Genomic DNA, 15,971 nt, shown 5'->3' on the forward strand with positions numbered 1-15,971 from the left:
GGTCCTCGACATCACCATCGTGAACATCGCTCTCCCGCACATCCAGACGGCGCTCGGTTTCTCGGAGCCCTACGCGGTACGTGGCGGGAGCCCGAGGCCGGGCGGGTCCAGGAACTGGATCCGCCCGGCCGTGCCAAGTCCCTCCGGGGTACCCGGGAAGAGCCAGAGGCCGCCCTTGCCGCGCCGATAGCCGGGGGCGGTGGCCACCACGTCGGACCGGCCGTCCCCGTTGACGTCGAGCAGCGGGAACGTGGCGCTGAACTCGTCACCGCCCCACGGGTCGTGGCGGCCGGGCACACCGGGGGTGTCGAGGTCGAAGGCGGTGGCGTTCGCGCCCGTCGGGGGACCGTCGGGACCGCCCGGCAGCAGCGTGAACCGCCCGTTGCGCTGGTCCTCGCCGGGAGTACCCACGAGCAGATCCCGATGCCCGTCATCGTTCACATCGCCGGTGCCCGCGTTCCGTCCGAAACCGTCCTTGCCCTGTGAGTCGCCGGGCACACCGGGTGTCTCCTGGTCGAAGACGGCGTTCGGCCGCCCGCCTCCCACACCCGACTTCGACCCGTACGCCACGGTGAGCCGCCCCGAGGCGGGGCCCTCCGCGACACCGACCTCGCGGTAGCCGGGCGAGAGTATGTCCTCGATCCCGTCGCCGTCGACGTCACCGCTGTGCGGCACCAGGACCCCGTCGTACGTCTCGTTGTCCAGGTTCGCGGGTGGCCGGGCCGGTGCCAGTCCGCGAGGGCTGCCGCGGAAGTACGTCACGGACGGGCCGTTGGCCGGCGGCGGGTCCGCGTCCTCCTCACCCGGGTCGGGGTCGGTGAACAGGACATCGCCGTAGCCGTCGCCGTCGAAGTCCCCGCTGATCGCCTGGCTCGGACTGGCCGCGTCCTTGAGTTCGGCGGTGCGGGCGGGAGTGCCGTCCTTGCCGAAGGGGCCGTACGCCACCAGGCCCTGCCGGTCCGGCAGTTCGGTGTCGATGGGGTTGGGGTGGTGCCCCGAGCAGATCAGGTCGACGGCCCCGTCGCCGTCGACATCGGCGGCCGCGCTCGCCATGACGAGACCGGCGGCCTTGACCGGGACGGGGTCGCCGAGGCCCTTCCTGCCGCCGGGCAGGATCACGGCGGTCCCGGGGTCGTCACGGCGCGCGGGGTCCTCGGCGTGGCGGTCGGTCTGCGTCGCGACCAGGTCCGTGTAGCCGTCAATGTCGAGGTCGGCGCGGTGCAGCGGACCGTAGAAGAAGTCGCGGTAGGTCCTGCGGCGCCCGGGGTCCAGGCCCTTCGCGGAGCCGGGGAGGACGAGCAGGTGGTAGCCGGTCGGCTCCCGGAACTTGTTCCGCGTGGTCATGGACGTCACGAAGTCGTCGTAGCCGTCCCGGTCGAAGTCCCCGAGCCCGCGCTCGCCCGCACCCCGGCTCGTGGGCACCCTCGGGGCGGGGTCGGCGGTGCGGTCCTCGCGGGCGTCGCCCTCGGAACAGCCCACGAGCAGCGTCACCGCGCATCCGCAGGCGATCAGCGCCTGAGACAGCCGACGGCTTTTACGGGACGCATGGGACAAGACGTTCCTCCTGGGTCTCCTGCAGAGCTACGGATAGGACCGCTCGGGGACAGCCATGGTTGCGGTCATGAAGATCGCGGTTCCGCAACGTCGCACCGGGGCCGCCGCGGTGCCATGCTGGTAGCGAGATCTGGAGGGCCGCCATGGGGTTCTATGCCGAGCAGGTGCTGCCCCGGATCATCGATGTCGCCTGTGGCGCGAAGATGGCCGCACCGCTGCGGCGCCGGGTCTGCGAGGGGCTGCGGGGCCAGGTCGTGGAGATCGGGTTCGGCACGGGACACAACGTCCCCTACTACCCGTCGACCGTCGAGGGCGTCGTCGCGATCGAACCCTCGGACGTCGGATGGCGACTCGCCGCCGAGCGGGTCGGCGCGGCGTCCGTCCCGGTGCGCCGCGCGGGCCCGGACGGCCAGTCGCTGCCCTTCGAGGACGACAGCTTCGACACCGCGCTGTCGACGTGGACGCTGTGCACCATCCCCGATCCCGGGGCCGCGCTGCGCGAGGTGCGCCGTGTGCTGCGGCCCGGCGGGACACTGCACTTCCTGGAGCACGGGCTCGCACCGAAAGGGGACGAGAACGTACGCCGCCGGCAGCGACGCATGGAACCGGTGAACAAGCGGCTCTTCGGCGGCTGTCACCTCACGCGCCCGATCACCGACCTGCTGACGGAGGCCGGATTCACGATCACGGCACTCGACGTCTTCTACGAGAAGGGCGCACCGAAGCCCATCGGGGCCAACTCCCTGGGCGTCGCGCTTGCGCCGTAGAGAACGGCCCTAGTCGGTACGGCCCGTCGCCGCGACGGTCACACCGAGGCCGATCATCGTGAGCCCACCGACACCGCCGACCATGCCGAGCCGCCGGGGCGAGCGGGCGAACCAGCTCCGCGTCGTCGCCGCGACCAGGCCCCACACGCTGTCGGACACCACCGCGATGACGTTGAAGACCAGGCCGAGCAGAAGCATCTGAAGGGTGACGTGCCCCTGGCCGCGGTCCACGAACTGCGGCAGCACGGCGGCGAAGAACACGATCGTCTTCGGGTTGGCCACACCGACGGCGAACCCCTCCCACAACGTACGCAGACTGCCGTGCGCGACCCCGGCACCGGTGAACGCGGCGTGCAGTGAACGCCGTTGACGCACCGCCTTGACGCCGAGGTACACCAGATACGCGGCGCCCACGAGCTTCAGCGCGGTGAAGACGAGGACCGAGCGCTCCACGACGGCACCGACACCGAGCGCCACGGCCACGACGAGCACGTAGGCGCCGAGCGTGTTGCCCACGACCGTGGTCAGCGCGGCACGGCGCCCCTGCGAGAGCGCCCGCCCGATCACGAACAGCACGCTGGGGCCCGGAATCACGATCAGCAGGAACGACATGGCCGCGAAGGCCAGCAGTCGGTCGGAAGACACCATGGGGCTCATACAACACCTCAGCGCGTCCCGCCCGCACGGGATTTTCCTCCGCCCTGGGCCCCGGCGACCACAGGGACACCCCGTCCCGGTCACGCGTGGCCGCGGGCAGCGTCGGGATCACGGCGAGTGCGGCGAACCCGGTCAGGAACATCACCGCGGCGAAGCTCGCGGTGGCCGCCGCGAACTACCTGCTGAACAGCCCCTCCCCAGCGGCGACTTCGGCCGAACGCGACTTGCCCGGTCATCGCCCCACCCTCGGCGCCGTCACCGCGGAGGTGCCGGGTGTCGCGCTCGGGGGGACTACTTTCGGGGGAGAGCCGCCCCCGTTCAGAGATCGATTCACGCCCTCGGCCACTACACTCGGCGAATGGCGAAGTACTTCGACGTACACCCCGAGAACCCCCAGCGGCGCACGATCAGCGGTGTGGCCGACAGCATCCGCGCCGACGAACTCGTCGCGTATCCGACCGACTCCTGCTACGCGCTCGGGTGCCGGCTCGGCAGCCGGGACGGCATCAGCCGGATCCGGGCGATCCGCCACCTCGACGACCGGCACCACTTCACGCTCATGTGCCAGAACTTCGCCCAGCTCGGGCAGTTCGTGCAGATCGACAACGACGTGTTCCGCGCGATCAAGGCGGCGACGCCGGGCAGCTACACCTTCATCCTGCCCGCGACGAAGGAGGTGCCGCGTCAGCTGCTGCACCCGAAGAAGAAGACGGTCGGCGTCCGGATCCCCGACCACGCCGTCGTGCAGGCCCTGCTGGCCGAACTGGGCGAGCCGATCCTGTCCAGCACGCTGCTCCTGCCCGACGAGGAAGAGCCTCTGACGCAGGGCTGGGAGATCAAGGAGCGGCTCGACCACGAGGTGGACGTCGTGGTCGACTCCGGCGACTGCGGCACCGAGCCGACCACGGTCATCGACTTCTCCGGCGGCGAGACGGAGATCGTACGGCGCGGGGCGGGCGACCCTTCGCGGTTCGAGTAGCGGTCGCAGCCGCCGCTCAGCGCCGCCCGCGGAACGTGCGGCGCAGGTCGTCGACCCAGGCGTCGGGGACCTCCCACGGGATGAAGTGCCCGCCCTCGTCATGGGCGTTGACGTTGACGTGGTGGTACCAGTCGGCACGGTCGCTCGCGAGCCAGTTGTCGACGCGCTGCTGTGCCGTCGTGACGCCGGGCGGGTTCTCGTGGCCGACGAAGGTGAGTCCGGTGGGGGCCTCGACCACGGGCGTACGGGTGTGGGCGGGCGTCCACGGGTAGCGGTTGGCGTTCGCGTAGTACCGCGTCGACGTGCCGATCGTGTTGCCGGCCCAGAAGATCGTGGCGTGGGTGAGGAGGTCGTCCTTCGTGAACACGGTCTCGATGTCGCCGTGGTGGTCGCTCCAGCTGACCCAGCGCTCCAGGATCCAGGCGAGCAGGCCGACCGGGGAGTCGCTCAGGCCGTAGGCGAGCGTGCTGGGGTCGAGGACGTGGACGGCGAGGTGGGAGGCGAAGCGGCGGTCGAAGGCCAGGATCCGGGCGCGGACGTCGTCGGGCAGTCCGTCGGGGATGGGCCGGCCGCCACTGAAGTCCCATGCGCGGTCGCCGGTGAAGAAGTCGAGTCTCAGGCCCGATCCGATGTGGATGCCCAGGAGTTCGTCCGCGTACTTGTGGCCCAGCTGACCGGTGACCAGGGCGCCGATGTCGCAGCCGCCGGCGGCGTACCGGGTGTGGCCGAGGGTGTCGGTCATGAGGGTGTGCCAGAGGTCGGCGACCTTCCAGAAGTTCATGTCGGGGTGGTCGCGCAGCGGCGCCGAGAAGCCGAAGCCGGGCAGGGACGGGACGATGACGTCGAACGCGTCGGCCGGGTCCCCGCCGAACGCCGCGGGGTCGGCGAGCGGGTCGACGACCTTGGACCAGTGCCAGAACGTCCAGGGCCAGCCGTGGGTGAGGATCAGCGGGGTGGGGTTCGGGCCGGCCCCCGGCCTGCGCATGAAGTGCACCGGGACACCGTCCACGCGCACCTGGTAGTGCTCGTAGGCGTTGATCGCGGCTTCGGCCTTGCGCCAGTCGTAGCTGTGGAGCCAGTACTCGGCCAGCTCCTGGAGGTAGCCGCGGTCGACTCCGTAGAACCAGTCGCCGTTCCCGACGTCGTCGGGCCAGCGCGTCATGCCGAGGCGCCGGCGCAGGTCCTCCAGGACGGCGTCGGGCACGTGGACGGGCGTGGGATCCAGGGGGAAGCGCGGTGTTCCGGCAGCCACGGGAGAGTCCTTACCTGTAGGGGACCAGAGGTGCCGGGAGCGGCGGAAGCGGCCTGCGGCGCAGCCACGCTGTCATGAGGTCGCCGACCGGCGCCGCCGCGTACCGGGCGACGTGCGCCGTGAACGCCTCGGTGGTCACCACGCCGTGCCGGTGCGCCGAGACCCAGTCGCGCACCATGCGGAAGAACGGCTCGTCGCCCAGCGCGCAGCGGATCGCGTGCACGGTGAGCCCGCCGCGCTCGTAGACCTGGTCGTCGAACAGCGACCTGCGGCCCGGGTCGGCAAGGAGCAGGTCCTGCGGCAGCGTGGACAGCTCCCGGTGTGCGGCGGCGGCCAGTTCCTGCGTGGTGCGGCCGCCCGAGCGCTCCGACCACAGCCACTCCGCGTACTTGGCGAAGCCCTCGTTCAGCCAGATGTCCCGCCAGTCGGCGATGGTGAGGCTGTTGCCGAACCACTGGTGGGCGAGCTCGTGCGCGACGAGCCGCTCCCAGCCCCGCGCGCCGTCCACGTGGTTCGCGCCGAACAGGGAGAGCCCTTGCGCCTCGACCGGGACGTCGAAGTCCTCGTCGGCCACCACGACGGCGTACTCACCGAAGGGATAGGGCCCGAAGAGCTCCTCGAAGAGCCGCATCATCTCGGGCTGCCGGGCGAAGTCCCGCGAGAACTCCGACAGCAGACGTACGGGCACGTACGCACTCTGCGGCACACCGCCGAGCCCCGGCTCGCCCAGCAGGACCGTCTGGTACATGCCGATCGAGAGGCCCACGAGATAACTCGGCGTAGGTGCCTGCTGCTCGTACACCCAGGTCGTCGTCGACGACTTCGTCGTGCGCGTGAGCAGGCGCCCGCCGACGACCACCGTGTACGGCGAGGGGACCGTGAGGGAGATCTGGTAGGCGGCCTTGTCGTCGGGCCGGTCGTTGCACGGGAACCAGGACGGTGCTCCGACGGGCTGGCTCGCGACGAGCGCGCCGTCGGACAGCTCCTCCCAGCCGAGCCCGCCCCAGGGGCTGTTGACCGGCTTCGGATTGCCCGACCAGTGCACCTCCACGGTGAACGCGGCGCCGGCCCGCAGCGGCTTCGCGGGCCGGATCCGCAGCTTGCCGCCCCGGTGCGTGTAGCGCGGCTGCCGGCCGTCGACGAGCACCTTGCCGAGCCGGAAGGCCTCGAGGTTGAGCTGGAACTCGGTCAGCGGGGCCCGGCCCGCTATGGCGCTGATACGGGCGTTCCCCGCGAGGCGGTTGGGGCCGGGGCGGTAGTCGAGGGACAGCTCGTAGCGGTGCACCCGGTAGCGGGGGTCGCCGTGGCCGGGGAAGTACGGCTCCGAAGCCGCTGTCTGGCCGCTCACTGAAGTGTCCACTCCCTGCGCCGTACTCAACGTGTCCGTGTCGTGCCCCCCACCCCGTGCCGTACGCATCGAAGCCCTGACCGACCTTAAGGTGTGCCCGCCCTTCTAGGACCGCCAGGCCTCGATCGGATTGCCCAGCCAGCGTGTGTCCTCGGGTACGGACTCCGCGGCCATGACCAGGGACGCGGGGCCCAGAGTGGCGCGAGCGCCGACCGTACTGCCCGGCAGGACGATTCCGCCAGGGCCCACCGTCGAACCCCCGCCGAGCGTCACCTTGTCCAGCCGCAGGATCCGGTCGTGGAAGAGGTGCGTCTGCAGCACGCAGCCACGGTTCACGCTGACCGCGCTGCCGAGCGTCACGAGGTCCGTCTCCGGCAGCCAGTAACTCTCGCACCACACGCCCCGGCCGACGCGCGCGCCCAGGCCGCGCAGCCACAACGTCATGAGCGGGGTGCCCGGCACCGCGCCGATCAGCCACGGCACGGCGACCACCTCCACGAACGTGTCGGCGAGCTCGTCGCGCCAGACGAAGCCGCTCCACAGCGGGTGCTCACCGGCCCGGTGCCGGCCCACGAGAAGCCACTTCGCGACGACCGCGGACAACGCGCCCACGGCGCCCGCGCCGAGGAGCACCGCCCCGGACAGAGCGGCGGCACCCCACCGGCCCGCGCCCGCCGGCCCGGCGAGAGCACACAGCGCCCCGCCCGTCAGCACGGCGAGCGCCGCCGAGCAGAAGACGGGCACGAGCCGGAACAGTTCCACCGCGCCGCGCGCCCACAGCAGTCGCGCAGGCGGGTCGTACGTACGGGAATGGTCGCCGCCCTCGGGAGCGCGCGGCAGCTTCATCGGCGGCAGCCCCAGATACGAGGTGCCCTTCTTGGCCTTCTTCGGGGTGGCCGACAGGACACCGACCAGACCTCCGTCGGGGACGCTCCGTCCCGGCCCGGTCATGCCGGAGTTGCCGAGGAACGCCCGCCGGCCGATTGCGGCCCGCCCGATCCGGACCCAGCCGCCGCCGAGTTCGTACGGAGCCGTCAGGGTGTCGTCGGCGAGGAACGCTCCGTCGCCGACCGTGGTGAGGCTCGGCAGGGCGAGGACCGTGGAGACCTCCGCGCGACGGCCGATCTTCATGCCGAGCAGCCGCAGCCACAGCGGCGTGACGAGCCCCGCGTACAGCGGGAACAGCGTCTGCCGGGCCGCGTCCATCAGCTGCGTGATCGTCCAGGACTGCCAGCCGGTGCGGCCGTGCGTCGGATGCAGGCCCGGCCGCAGCCCGAGGCTCAGCAGCCGCACGGCGCCCACCAGCAGGAGCGCGTACGCGCATCCGAAGGCCAGCGCGGCGGGCACCACCGCGACCAGGGCGCCGCGCAGCGCCTCGCCGAGACCCGCGTCCGAGGGTACGAAGCGGAGCGCCACCGCGAGCGCGGGCACGGCCGCGAGCGCCGGCAGCGCGGAGAGGGCGAGGCCCGACGCCCCGTACATCAGCCGCCAGCCGTACGAGCGCTCGGGCCGCTGCTTCGGCCAGTCCCGCTTGGCCTTGCCCAGCTTCACGGCGGGGGAGCCGGCCCAGCGCTGGCCGGTCGGGATCTGGCCGGTCACCGCGGATCCGGGGGCCACCTCGGCCTTCTTGCCGACGCGCGCACCGGGGAAGAGCAGGCTGCGGGTGCCGACGACCGCTCCGCCGCCGACCTTGACGGCACCGATCACCAGACGGTCGCCGTCGAGCCAGTGTCCGGAGAGGTCCACGTCGGCCTCGACGGCGCAGCCACGGCCCAGCTTGAGCATGCCGGTCACCGGCGGCAGCGAGTGCAGGTCCACCTCGGTGCCGATCCGGGCGCCGAGGGCGCGCGCGTACCGCAGCAGCCACGAGCCGGTCAGCGAGGTCGCGCCGCTGTACTCGGCGAGCCGCTCAGCCGTCCACAGCCGCACATGGACGTGGCCGCCGCGTGGATACGTGCCGGGCCCGACGCCCCGCAGCAGCAGCCGCGCGCCTCCCGCGGCGAGCGCGAGCCGCCCCGCCGGGCTGAACAGCACCGCCGCCCCCGCGGCCACCCACCACCAGGACACGGCCGGAGCCCAGGCATAGGACCCGAACCAGCGCAGGACGTTGCCGAGCGCGGCCAGGGCCACGCACCAGCGCAGCCCGACGAGCGTGAACAGCGGGAGCAGAAGCAGGAGTTGAAGGACCTGGGCGCGCACCGGCACGGGCCCGACGTCTCGGTGAGCCTCCGTTCCCTGCGCGGACTCCTCCAGATGGCGTGCGAGCTTGCGCAGCGTCGGGTGCTGATAGATGTCGAGGACGGCGGCGCTGGGGTAGCGGGTGCGCAGCCGGGTGGTCAGCTGAGCGGCGGCCAGGCTGGAGCCGCCGATCGCGAAGAAGTCGTCCTTGGCGCCGGTCACGGACACCCCGAGCGTGTGCGCCCACTGTTCGGCGAGCCACGCCTCGGTGCCGTAGAGCTGCTCGGTGGGCCCGGTGGTGGTCTCCAGGTCGGGCAGCGGCCAGGGCAGGGCGGCGCGGTCGACCTTGCCGGACGTGCGGGTGGGCAGGCTCTCGACGGGGGCGAGGAGCGGCACCAGGGCGGCGGGCAGCGCGGCCCGCAGGCGCTCGACGGCCTCGGCGCGGTCCCAGCCGTCCTGCGTGACGACGTAGCCGACGAGCAACTGGTTGCCGCTGCGCGCCGCGCGTACGGCGGCGGCCGCCCCGGCGACGCCGGGCAGCGCCCGCAGAGCCGCATCGACCTCGCCGAGTTCGATGCGGCGCCCGCCGAGCTTGATCTGCTCGTCCCCGCGCCCCAGGAAGACGAGGCCTTCCGGGTCCGCCTTGACGAGGTCGCCGCTGCGGTAGGCGCGTTCCCAGCCGAGGGAGGGCAGCGTCGCGTACTTGTCGGCGTCCTTGTCGGGGTCGAGATAGCGGGCCAGGCCCACGCCGCCGATGACGAGTTCGCCGGTGGCGCCGAGCGGGACGGGGTCGCCGGCCTCGTCGACGACGGCCAACTCCCAGCCGTCCAGCGGCAGTCCGATCCTGACGGGCTCCTCGCCGGTCAACAGGCAGGCGCAGGCGACGACCGTGGCCTCCGTGGGGCCGTACGTGTTCCACACCTCGCGGCCCTCGGTGACCAGGCGCTGCGCCAGCTCGGGCGGGCACGCCTCACCGCCGAAGATCAGAAGGCGTACGTCGTCGAGGACTTGGGGCTCCCACAGTGCGGCGAGCGTGGGCACCGTGGACACGACGCTGATGTCCTGCTCGACGAGCCACGGCCCGAGGTCGGCGCCGCTGCGGACGCGGGAGCGCGGCACCGGCACCAGGCAGGCGCCGTTGCGCCAGGCCAGCCACATCTCCTCGCACGACGCGTCGAAGGCGACGGACAGGCCGGCCATCACGCGGTCGCCGGGGCCGATCGGCTCGTCGGTGAGGAACAGCGCGGCCTCGGCGTCGACGAAGGCGGCGGCGCTGCGGTGCGAGACCGCGACGCCCTTGGGCTTCCCCGTGGAGCCGGACGTGAAGATGATCCAGGCATCGTCGTCGGTACCGGGCAGGCAGTCGGCGGATCCCCGGGGAGTCCTGACGCCGCCCTCCTCCTTGCCGTCGGGCCCCCACGCGGTCAGGTCGTGGCCGGCGCCGATGACGGCGCGGACCCCGGCTTCGCCGAAGACCAACTCGGCCCGTTCGTCCGGGTCTTCGGCGTCCACGGGGACGTAGGCCGCACCGACGGCGAGCACCGACAGGATCGCGATGTAGAGATCATTGGTCCCGGACGGGACGCGGACCCCGACCCGGTCGCCCCTGCGGACCCCGGCCAGCGCGAGCCGCACCCGCAGGTTCTCCACCTCGTCGGCGAGCGCGCGGTACGTGAGCTGCTTCGACCCGTCGTCCAGGGCCACCTCGTCGCGGTGGTCGCGCACGGACGCGCCGAAGATGTTCATGAGGGTGCGGGGAGGGGCGGCCGGCCCCGCGGTGAACAGGGCCGTGCCGCTGCGTGTCGCGACGGACTCCGCGTCGGGGGTGGCGGCGGTCAGGTCCAGCGATTCGATCGGGTCCAGGGGTTCGACCGGCGGCGTCCCGCGCTCCACGACGACGCCCGCCGCGTCGTCGAGTGCCACCGTGCCGGGCAGCGGTCCGTCCAGCGGGGGGACGTCGCTGCCGTTGTCTGAGGTCGTCATGGGTTCCTTGCGTCTCGCCGCCGGAGCTGGATCAACGGTGATCCCGCATGAAAGCCGTGCTGCCGGTCCGGCCGGGCGCCGAACAACCTGACGAAGTGTAGTAACCCGCTCGATTGTTTACATGGAGGGACTTGCCTGGATCTGTGTGACAGTGACAACTCCTCCGCGGCTGTCGACGGCCGCCCCGGGGCCGCCGGTGCACCCGGGGATGAGTGGACGCGAGTTACCTATTCGGCGCACATGAATTACCTGTTCGTGTGTAGTGACTTGCCGCGCGAACGGCAGTAGAACTCGTTTCGATTCCATCGAAAGTGAGGAACGTGCCATGAGTGGTTCCACCACGCGTGCAATCGGTTCCAGGAACGTCTCGCGACGCACTTTTATCGCTGGAACCGGTTCTATTCTGAGCGTCGCGGCGCTGTCGGCCCACGCCCCCGCGGCCCATGCGGCCACCGCCCCCGTCGCCGCTCCGATCGACTCCGGCGCGCACGTCCGCGCCCTCGTCGTCGGCACGGGATACGGCGGCTCCGTGGCCGCGCTGAGACTCGCCCAGGCGGGTGTCGACGTCCACATGATCGAAATGGGGATGGCCTGGGACACCCCCGGACCGGACGGCAAGATATTCGCCAACACCACCAGTCCGGACGCCCGTTCCTACTGGCTCCGGACCAAGACCAAACAGCCCCTCAGCAACTTCCTCGGCTTCCCGCTCGACAAAGACGTCCCCCGCTACACCGGAATTCTGGACGCCGAGGAAATGGGCGGGATCGTCGTCTATCAGGGCCGCGGCGTCGGCGGCGGTTCCCTGGTCAACGGCGGCATGGCGGTCACGCCCATGCGCGAGAACTTCGGCGCCATCCTCCCGTCGGTCGACGCCGCCGAGATGTACGCGACGTACTACCCGCGCGCCAACGCGGCGTTAGGCGTCGGCACCGTCGACCCGGCCTGGTTCGAGAGCGCCGAGTGCTACCAGTTCGCGCGCGTCGGCCGTAAGCACGCCCAGCGCTCCGGCTTCCCGTTCGTCTTCGTGCCCGACGTGTACGACTGGGACTACATGAAGCAGGAAGCGGCCGGCACCGTCCCCAAGTCGGCGCTCGCCGGCGAGATCCTCTACGGCAACAACTACGGCAAGAAGTCACTCCAGAAGACCTACCTGGCCCAGGCCGCGGCCACCGGCAAGGTCTCCATCTCGCCGCTGCACAAGGTGACTTCGGTCGCGCCCGCACCCGGCGGCGGGTACACGGTCGTCATCGAGCAGATCGACACCACCGGCACGACCACGGCCACCAAGACCGTCACCGCGGACAGGGTGTTCTTCGCAGCCGGCAGCGTCGGGACCAGCAAGCTCCTGGTCAAGCTCAAGGCCACCGGCGCCCTGCCCGCCCTGAACGGTGAGGTCGGCAAGGGCTGGGGCGACAACGGCAACGTCATGTGCGGCCGCGCCAACCATCTGTGGGACCCGACCGGCAAGCTCCAGGCGTCGATCCCCTGTGGCGGCATCGACAACTGGGCCGCCGGAGGGGCGTTCGCCGAGGTCGCGCCGCTGCCGACCGGGATCGAGACCTTCGCCTCGTTCTATCTGTCGATCACGAACACCCCGCACCGCGCCGAGTTCTCGTGGAACGCCCAGGCGGGCAGGGCTGAGCTGAACTGGCAGACGGCCTGGAAGCAGACCTCCATCGACATGGCCAAGACGATCTTCGACAAGATCAACGCGAAGGAGGGCACGATCTACCGCACCGATCTCTTCGGCACGTACAAGATCTGGGGCGACCACCTCACGTACCACCCGCTCGGTGGCGCGGTCCTGAACAAGGCCACCGACAACTACGGGCGACTGCAAGGCTATTCGGGCCTCTACGTCATCGACGGCTCGCTGATCCCCGGCAACACGAGCGTCAACCCGTTCGTCACGATCACGGCGCTCGCCGAGCGGAACATCGAGAAGATCATCGCCACTGATCTGTAGCGGATACACAGCGCGGGGGCCGGCCGCGGCCCCCGCGCCTCAGGCCGTGGGCAGGACGCACACCGTGTCGAGACCCAGCACGTGGTTGAGCCGGCCGAACGCCAGCCAGGAACCGATGCTCATGCTCAGCTCCACGATCTCGACCTGGCTGTACAGCGCGGTCATCCGGGACCAGAACTCCTCGTCCAGGCCGTGGTGGTCGAGCGCGTACCGCTCGGCGTACTCGGCCGCGAGACGGGTCCGGTCGTCGAAGGCGTCGCTGGTACGCCACTCGGTCACCGAGTCCGCGAAGGACTCCTCGACCTTCGCCCCGTCCCGGTCGGTACGCCAGTCCAGGCAGAACTGACACCCGTTGATCTGCGCGATCCGCAGCCGTGCCGCCTCGAACTCCCGCAGGCCCAGCGTCGTATGGGCATACACGGAAAGCGAGAAGTTGGCGGCCGCCATGCCGATACCGGGGACCATGTCCCCCCAGACGTAGCCGATCGGTTCCTGTCCCTCGGGGATGTCGATGATCATCATTGCTTCCTTCCGTGATGACCGAGCTTTCCGACTGCGGGGCGCAGCGGGACGTCGAGCGCGTCGTAGAGGCCCGGGGCCTGGTCCACGAGCCAGTCGATGGCGTTCACCAGCCGGCCGACCGCGGTGGCGTTGCCGCCGGCTGACCGGTTCTCGCCCTCGTCCGCGGCCTCTACGGTGACCTCGATACGCGGACGGCCCTCGATGATCACCCGGTGTGCCCCGGTACCGTCGGGAGGCGTCGGCCAGTCCGGCGCGCAGGACGGGTGGATGCGGGTGACGTGCTCGATGACGATGAGGGGTTCGCCCCCGACGATGCCCTGCACCTCGAACCGTACGGCGCCCTGGGTGCCGGCCTCGAAGTCGCCCATCGTGCGCGTACTCACCGTGGCGTCGAGCGGGCGGCGGTCCAACGTCTCGCGGATCTCGTCGAGTTCGACCCCGAGCGCCCGCGCCATCAGACGTATCTGCCCGCCCCACACCATCGTCGGGACGGTGTCCCACAGCATGGGCGGGTCGTAGTCCATCGGCTGGCCCATGCCGACCAGGAGCCGTACCGAGTCGGGCTGGTCGTACGTCGAGTAGTCGAAGATCTCCTGGCAGCGGATCGTGTCGACCGTGCTGCCGAGCCCGCTGACGAGGAGCGGCAGGACGTCGTTGCCCCAGCCCGGGTCGACTCCGGAGGCGAACAGGGACCCGCCGCCTTCCGCGATGGCGGCCACCACCGGATCCCGGAACTCCGGCGGCGCGCCGCGGTGGTCGTAGAGCGGATAGAGGGCGGGGGAGACGACGACGGCACCGGACCGCAGGGCCCGGGCGATGTCGGTGAGGGCGTCGTCGGGGCGGATGTCGCCGGAGGCCGCGTACACGACGGCCCGGGGCCGGGCGGCCAGCACCGCTTCGATGTCGTCGCTCGCCCTGACCTCCAACTCGTGCTCGAGGCCCGCGAGTTCACCCGCGTCGCGGCCGACCTTCGCGGGGTCGTGGACCAGCACGGCGACGAGCTCCAGTGCCGGGTGGGCCTCGACCGCACGGATGGCCGCGCGCCCGACATTTCCGGTACCCCAGACAACGGTCGAAATCATGCGCGGAGGGTAGCGCCGGGGCCCGAACCTTCCTAGGGCCATGACAAGTCCAGGCGATGCGGACGGACAGCCTACGCACCGGGTGACCGTCCCGGACGCCCCCGTATGCTCAGCAGTTCGGCCCGGGCGAGATGTGCCAGGCCGAACTGCTGAGTTGTACGGGGATCACGGAGGAAACGTGCGCAGGACGGTAACCGGTATTGCTCTGGTCGCGGCGACAGCCGCTCTGCTGGCCGGGTGCGGCAGCGGCGGGGGAGACAGCAAGGAGGCCGGGGCGAAGCAGGACACGTCGAAGACACCTTCGCCCGCCGCCTCGAAGCCGGCCGGGGGGCAGGAGGCGACCCGCGAAGTGACCTTCGAGGTGCGGGGCCAGGGCAGTACGCAGGTCCTCTGGACGGCCGGCAACAGCAAGACGGAGCAGGTGAACCTGCCCTGGACGAAGACGACCCGACTGACCGTCAAGGGCGCGGAACTGAAGGTCGGCAGCCTGGTGTCGGTCGTCCCCGGCTCGGTGACCGGCTCAAACGGACAGCTCGAGCCGGCATCCTGCGTCATCAAGGTCGACGGCAAGCAGGTCGCGGACAACAAGGACGGCAAGTCGATCGCGGGCTGCAAGTACCTCGTCAAATGACCGTCGTCAGGTGACCGACGGAGCGCTACGCCACGGCTTTCGACGTCCGCTTGAGCTCGATCTCGACGAACGCCAGCCACGTGCCGCCCGTGTTGACGACATCGTGCTCGCCGCCCGCCGGGCGCGCGTAGGACTCGCCCGCGCGCAGCTGTGACTCGGTCACCGTGCCGTCGGGGGCGAACGCGCTGATCCGGCCGTCCACCACGGGCACGACCACGTAGTCGTGCTCGTGGACGTGGCGGCCGGTACGCGTGTCGGGCTCGAAGTCCCAGCGGGTCACCCGTACCTGCTCGTCCTCGTGCTGCACGCTCGGCTTCGCGGTCGTCGGCATCGAACCTCTCCCTGCTGTCGGTCATGGGGCGTCGGCTTCAACGCCCACGTCAGAGGCCTGATCGGCATCCGACGTCAGTGGAACACAGGCCCGGGAGCATACGAAACCGTGTGGAGGCGTGCGGCGCCGACGGTAATGATGACCGCATGATCAATCGCGTAGAGGCCCTGATCGTGGTGGACGTCCAGTCGGCGTTCGTCTCCGGCGAGGGGGCCGTTCCCGATGCGGGACGTCTCGTGGAGCGGACGACGGACCTGATCGCACGGGCCCGCAGCGGCGGAGCCCTCGTCGTGCACCTCCAGAACGACGGGCCGCCCGGGGCGGAGGACGAGCCGCACACGCCGGGCTGGGAACTCCATCACCCGGTCGAGCCGGGCCCGGCGGAGGTTGTGATCCGCAAGCCCAAGGATGACGGCTTCGACGGGACCGCGCTGGGCGGCGTGCTCGCCGGCGCGGGGGTCGAGGCGCTCGCCGTCTGCGGCGTGATGTCCGAGATGTGCGTCCAGGCGACGGCCCGGACCGCTCTCGCGCGGGGCTATCGGGTGGTCCTGCCGTACGACGCCCACGCGACCCAGAACGTCCCGGCGGCCCCCGGCATCAGCGAGGAGATCCCGGCCGCCATCGTCTCCAGGGTCGCGGCCTGGGCGCTCGGCAGCGACGCGGACACGACCACGCACTCGGCGGACGTGTCGTTCGCGGCCCCGGGGTCGGCCTGATC

13 protein-coding genes are annotated in these 15,971 nt (G+C 71.2%); 5 read left to right on the plus strand and 8 right to left on the minus strand.

Features of this window, described 5'->3' with window-relative positions:
* Positions 1-69 precede the first annotated feature (69 nt).
* Entirely contained in the window at positions 70-1,554 is a 1,485-nt protein-coding gene (locus ACWFR4_RS18840; RefSeq protein ID WP_453653388.1) for an FG-GAP repeat protein, read from the minus strand.
* Between the two features lie 143 nt (positions 1,555-1,697).
* Between ACWFR4_RS18840 and ACWFR4_RS18845 the strand changes: the two genes are divergently transcribed.
* A complete protein-coding gene (locus ACWFR4_RS18845; protein ID WP_453469385.1) occupies positions 1,698-2,321 on the plus strand; it encodes a class I SAM-dependent methyltransferase in 624 nt (207 codons plus the stop codon).
* Positions 2,322-2,330: 9 nt separating this feature from the next.
* Here the strand turns inward: ACWFR4_RS18845 and ACWFR4_RS18850 are convergent, their stop codons facing one another.
* Positions 2,331-2,969 (minus strand): LysE family translocator, encoded by a 639-nt coding sequence (locus tag ACWFR4_RS18850; RefSeq protein ID WP_453469384.1) that lies wholly within the window; start codon positions 2,967-2,969, stop codon positions 2,331-2,333.
* 367 nt (positions 2,970-3,336) lie between these two features.
* Here ACWFR4_RS18850 and ACWFR4_RS18855 point away from each other — a divergent pair, with 367 nt between their 5' ends.
* Positions 3,337-3,957: an L-threonylcarbamoyladenylate synthase gene (locus ACWFR4_RS18855; protein WP_340456629.1), complete on the plus strand. Its 621-nt coding sequence runs from the start codon at positions 3,337-3,339 to the stop codon at positions 3,955-3,957.
* Between the two features lie 16 nt (positions 3,958-3,973).
* On the opposite strand, the gene ACWFR4_RS18860 is transcribed toward ACWFR4_RS18855, so the two are convergent.
* The 3 genes from ACWFR4_RS18860 to ACWFR4_RS18870 all read right to left on the minus strand — a co-directional run bounded on the left by ACWFR4_RS18860 (position 3,974) and on the right by ACWFR4_RS18870 (position 10,718).
* Positions 3,974-5,209 carry an epoxide hydrolase family protein gene (locus tag ACWFR4_RS18860; RefSeq protein ID WP_453468854.1) on the minus strand — a complete coding sequence of 412 codons (1,236 nt, stop codon included), beginning with the start codon at positions 5,207-5,209 and terminating at the stop codon, positions 3,974-3,976.
* 10 nt (positions 5,210-5,219) lie between these two features.
* Positions 5,220-6,557 (minus strand): M1 family metallopeptidase, encoded by a 1,338-nt coding sequence (locus tag ACWFR4_RS18865; protein ID WP_453468853.1) that lies wholly within the window; start codon positions 6,555-6,557, stop codon positions 5,220-5,222.
* Positions 6,558-6,662: 105 nt separating this feature from the next.
* Entirely contained in the window at positions 6,663-10,718 is a 4,056-nt protein-coding gene (locus tag ACWFR4_RS18870) for a Pls/PosA family non-ribosomal peptide synthetase (RefSeq protein ID WP_453653390.1), read from the minus strand.
* 325 nt (positions 10,719-11,043) lie between these two features.
* On the opposite strand from ACWFR4_RS18870, the gene ACWFR4_RS18875 reads away from it, so the two are divergent.
* On the plus strand, positions 11,044-12,687 hold the full coding sequence (locus tag ACWFR4_RS18875) for a GMC oxidoreductase (protein WP_453653392.1): 1,644 nt from the start codon (positions 11,044-11,046) through the stop codon (positions 12,685-12,687).
* Positions 12,688-12,726: 39 nt separating this feature from the next.
* On the opposite strand, the gene ACWFR4_RS18880 is transcribed toward ACWFR4_RS18875, so the two are convergent.
* Positions 12,727-13,206 (minus strand): carboxymuconolactone decarboxylase family protein, encoded by a 480-nt coding sequence (locus ACWFR4_RS18880; protein ID WP_453653733.1) that lies wholly within the window; start codon positions 13,204-13,206, stop codon positions 12,727-12,729.
* Positions 13,206-14,291, minus strand: a complete 1,086-nt coding sequence (locus ACWFR4_RS18885; protein ID WP_453653394.1) for an NAD(P)H-dependent amine dehydrogenase family protein — start codon at positions 14,289-14,291, stop codon at positions 13,206-13,208. The genes ACWFR4_RS18880 and ACWFR4_RS18885 overlap by 1 nt, the downstream gene beginning before the upstream one ends.
* A 178-nt stretch (positions 14,292-14,469) precedes the next feature.
* Here ACWFR4_RS18885 and ACWFR4_RS18890 point away from each other — a divergent pair, with 178 nt between their 5' ends.
* A complete protein-coding gene (locus ACWFR4_RS18890) occupies positions 14,470-14,922 on the plus strand; it encodes a hypothetical protein (RefSeq protein WP_453653396.1) in 453 nt (150 codons plus the stop codon).
* 25 nt (positions 14,923-14,947) lie between these two features.
* Here the strand turns inward: ACWFR4_RS18890 and ACWFR4_RS18895 are convergent, their stop codons facing one another.
* Positions 14,948-15,253 (minus strand): cupin domain-containing protein, encoded by a 306-nt coding sequence (locus tag ACWFR4_RS18895; RefSeq protein ID WP_453653398.1) that lies wholly within the window; start codon positions 15,251-15,253, stop codon positions 14,948-14,950.
* Positions 15,254-15,399: 146 nt separating this feature from the next.
* Between ACWFR4_RS18895 and ACWFR4_RS18900 the strand changes: the two genes are divergently transcribed.
* Positions 15,400-15,969, plus strand: coding sequence for an isochorismatase family protein (locus ACWFR4_RS18900; protein WP_453469262.1), 570 nt, complete (start codon positions 15,400-15,402; stop codon positions 15,967-15,969).
* The last annotated feature ends 2 nt before the right edge of the window (positions 15,970-15,971 follow it).

The sequence above is a fragment of the Streptomyces sp. NPDC055140 genome (assembly GCF_053607285.1).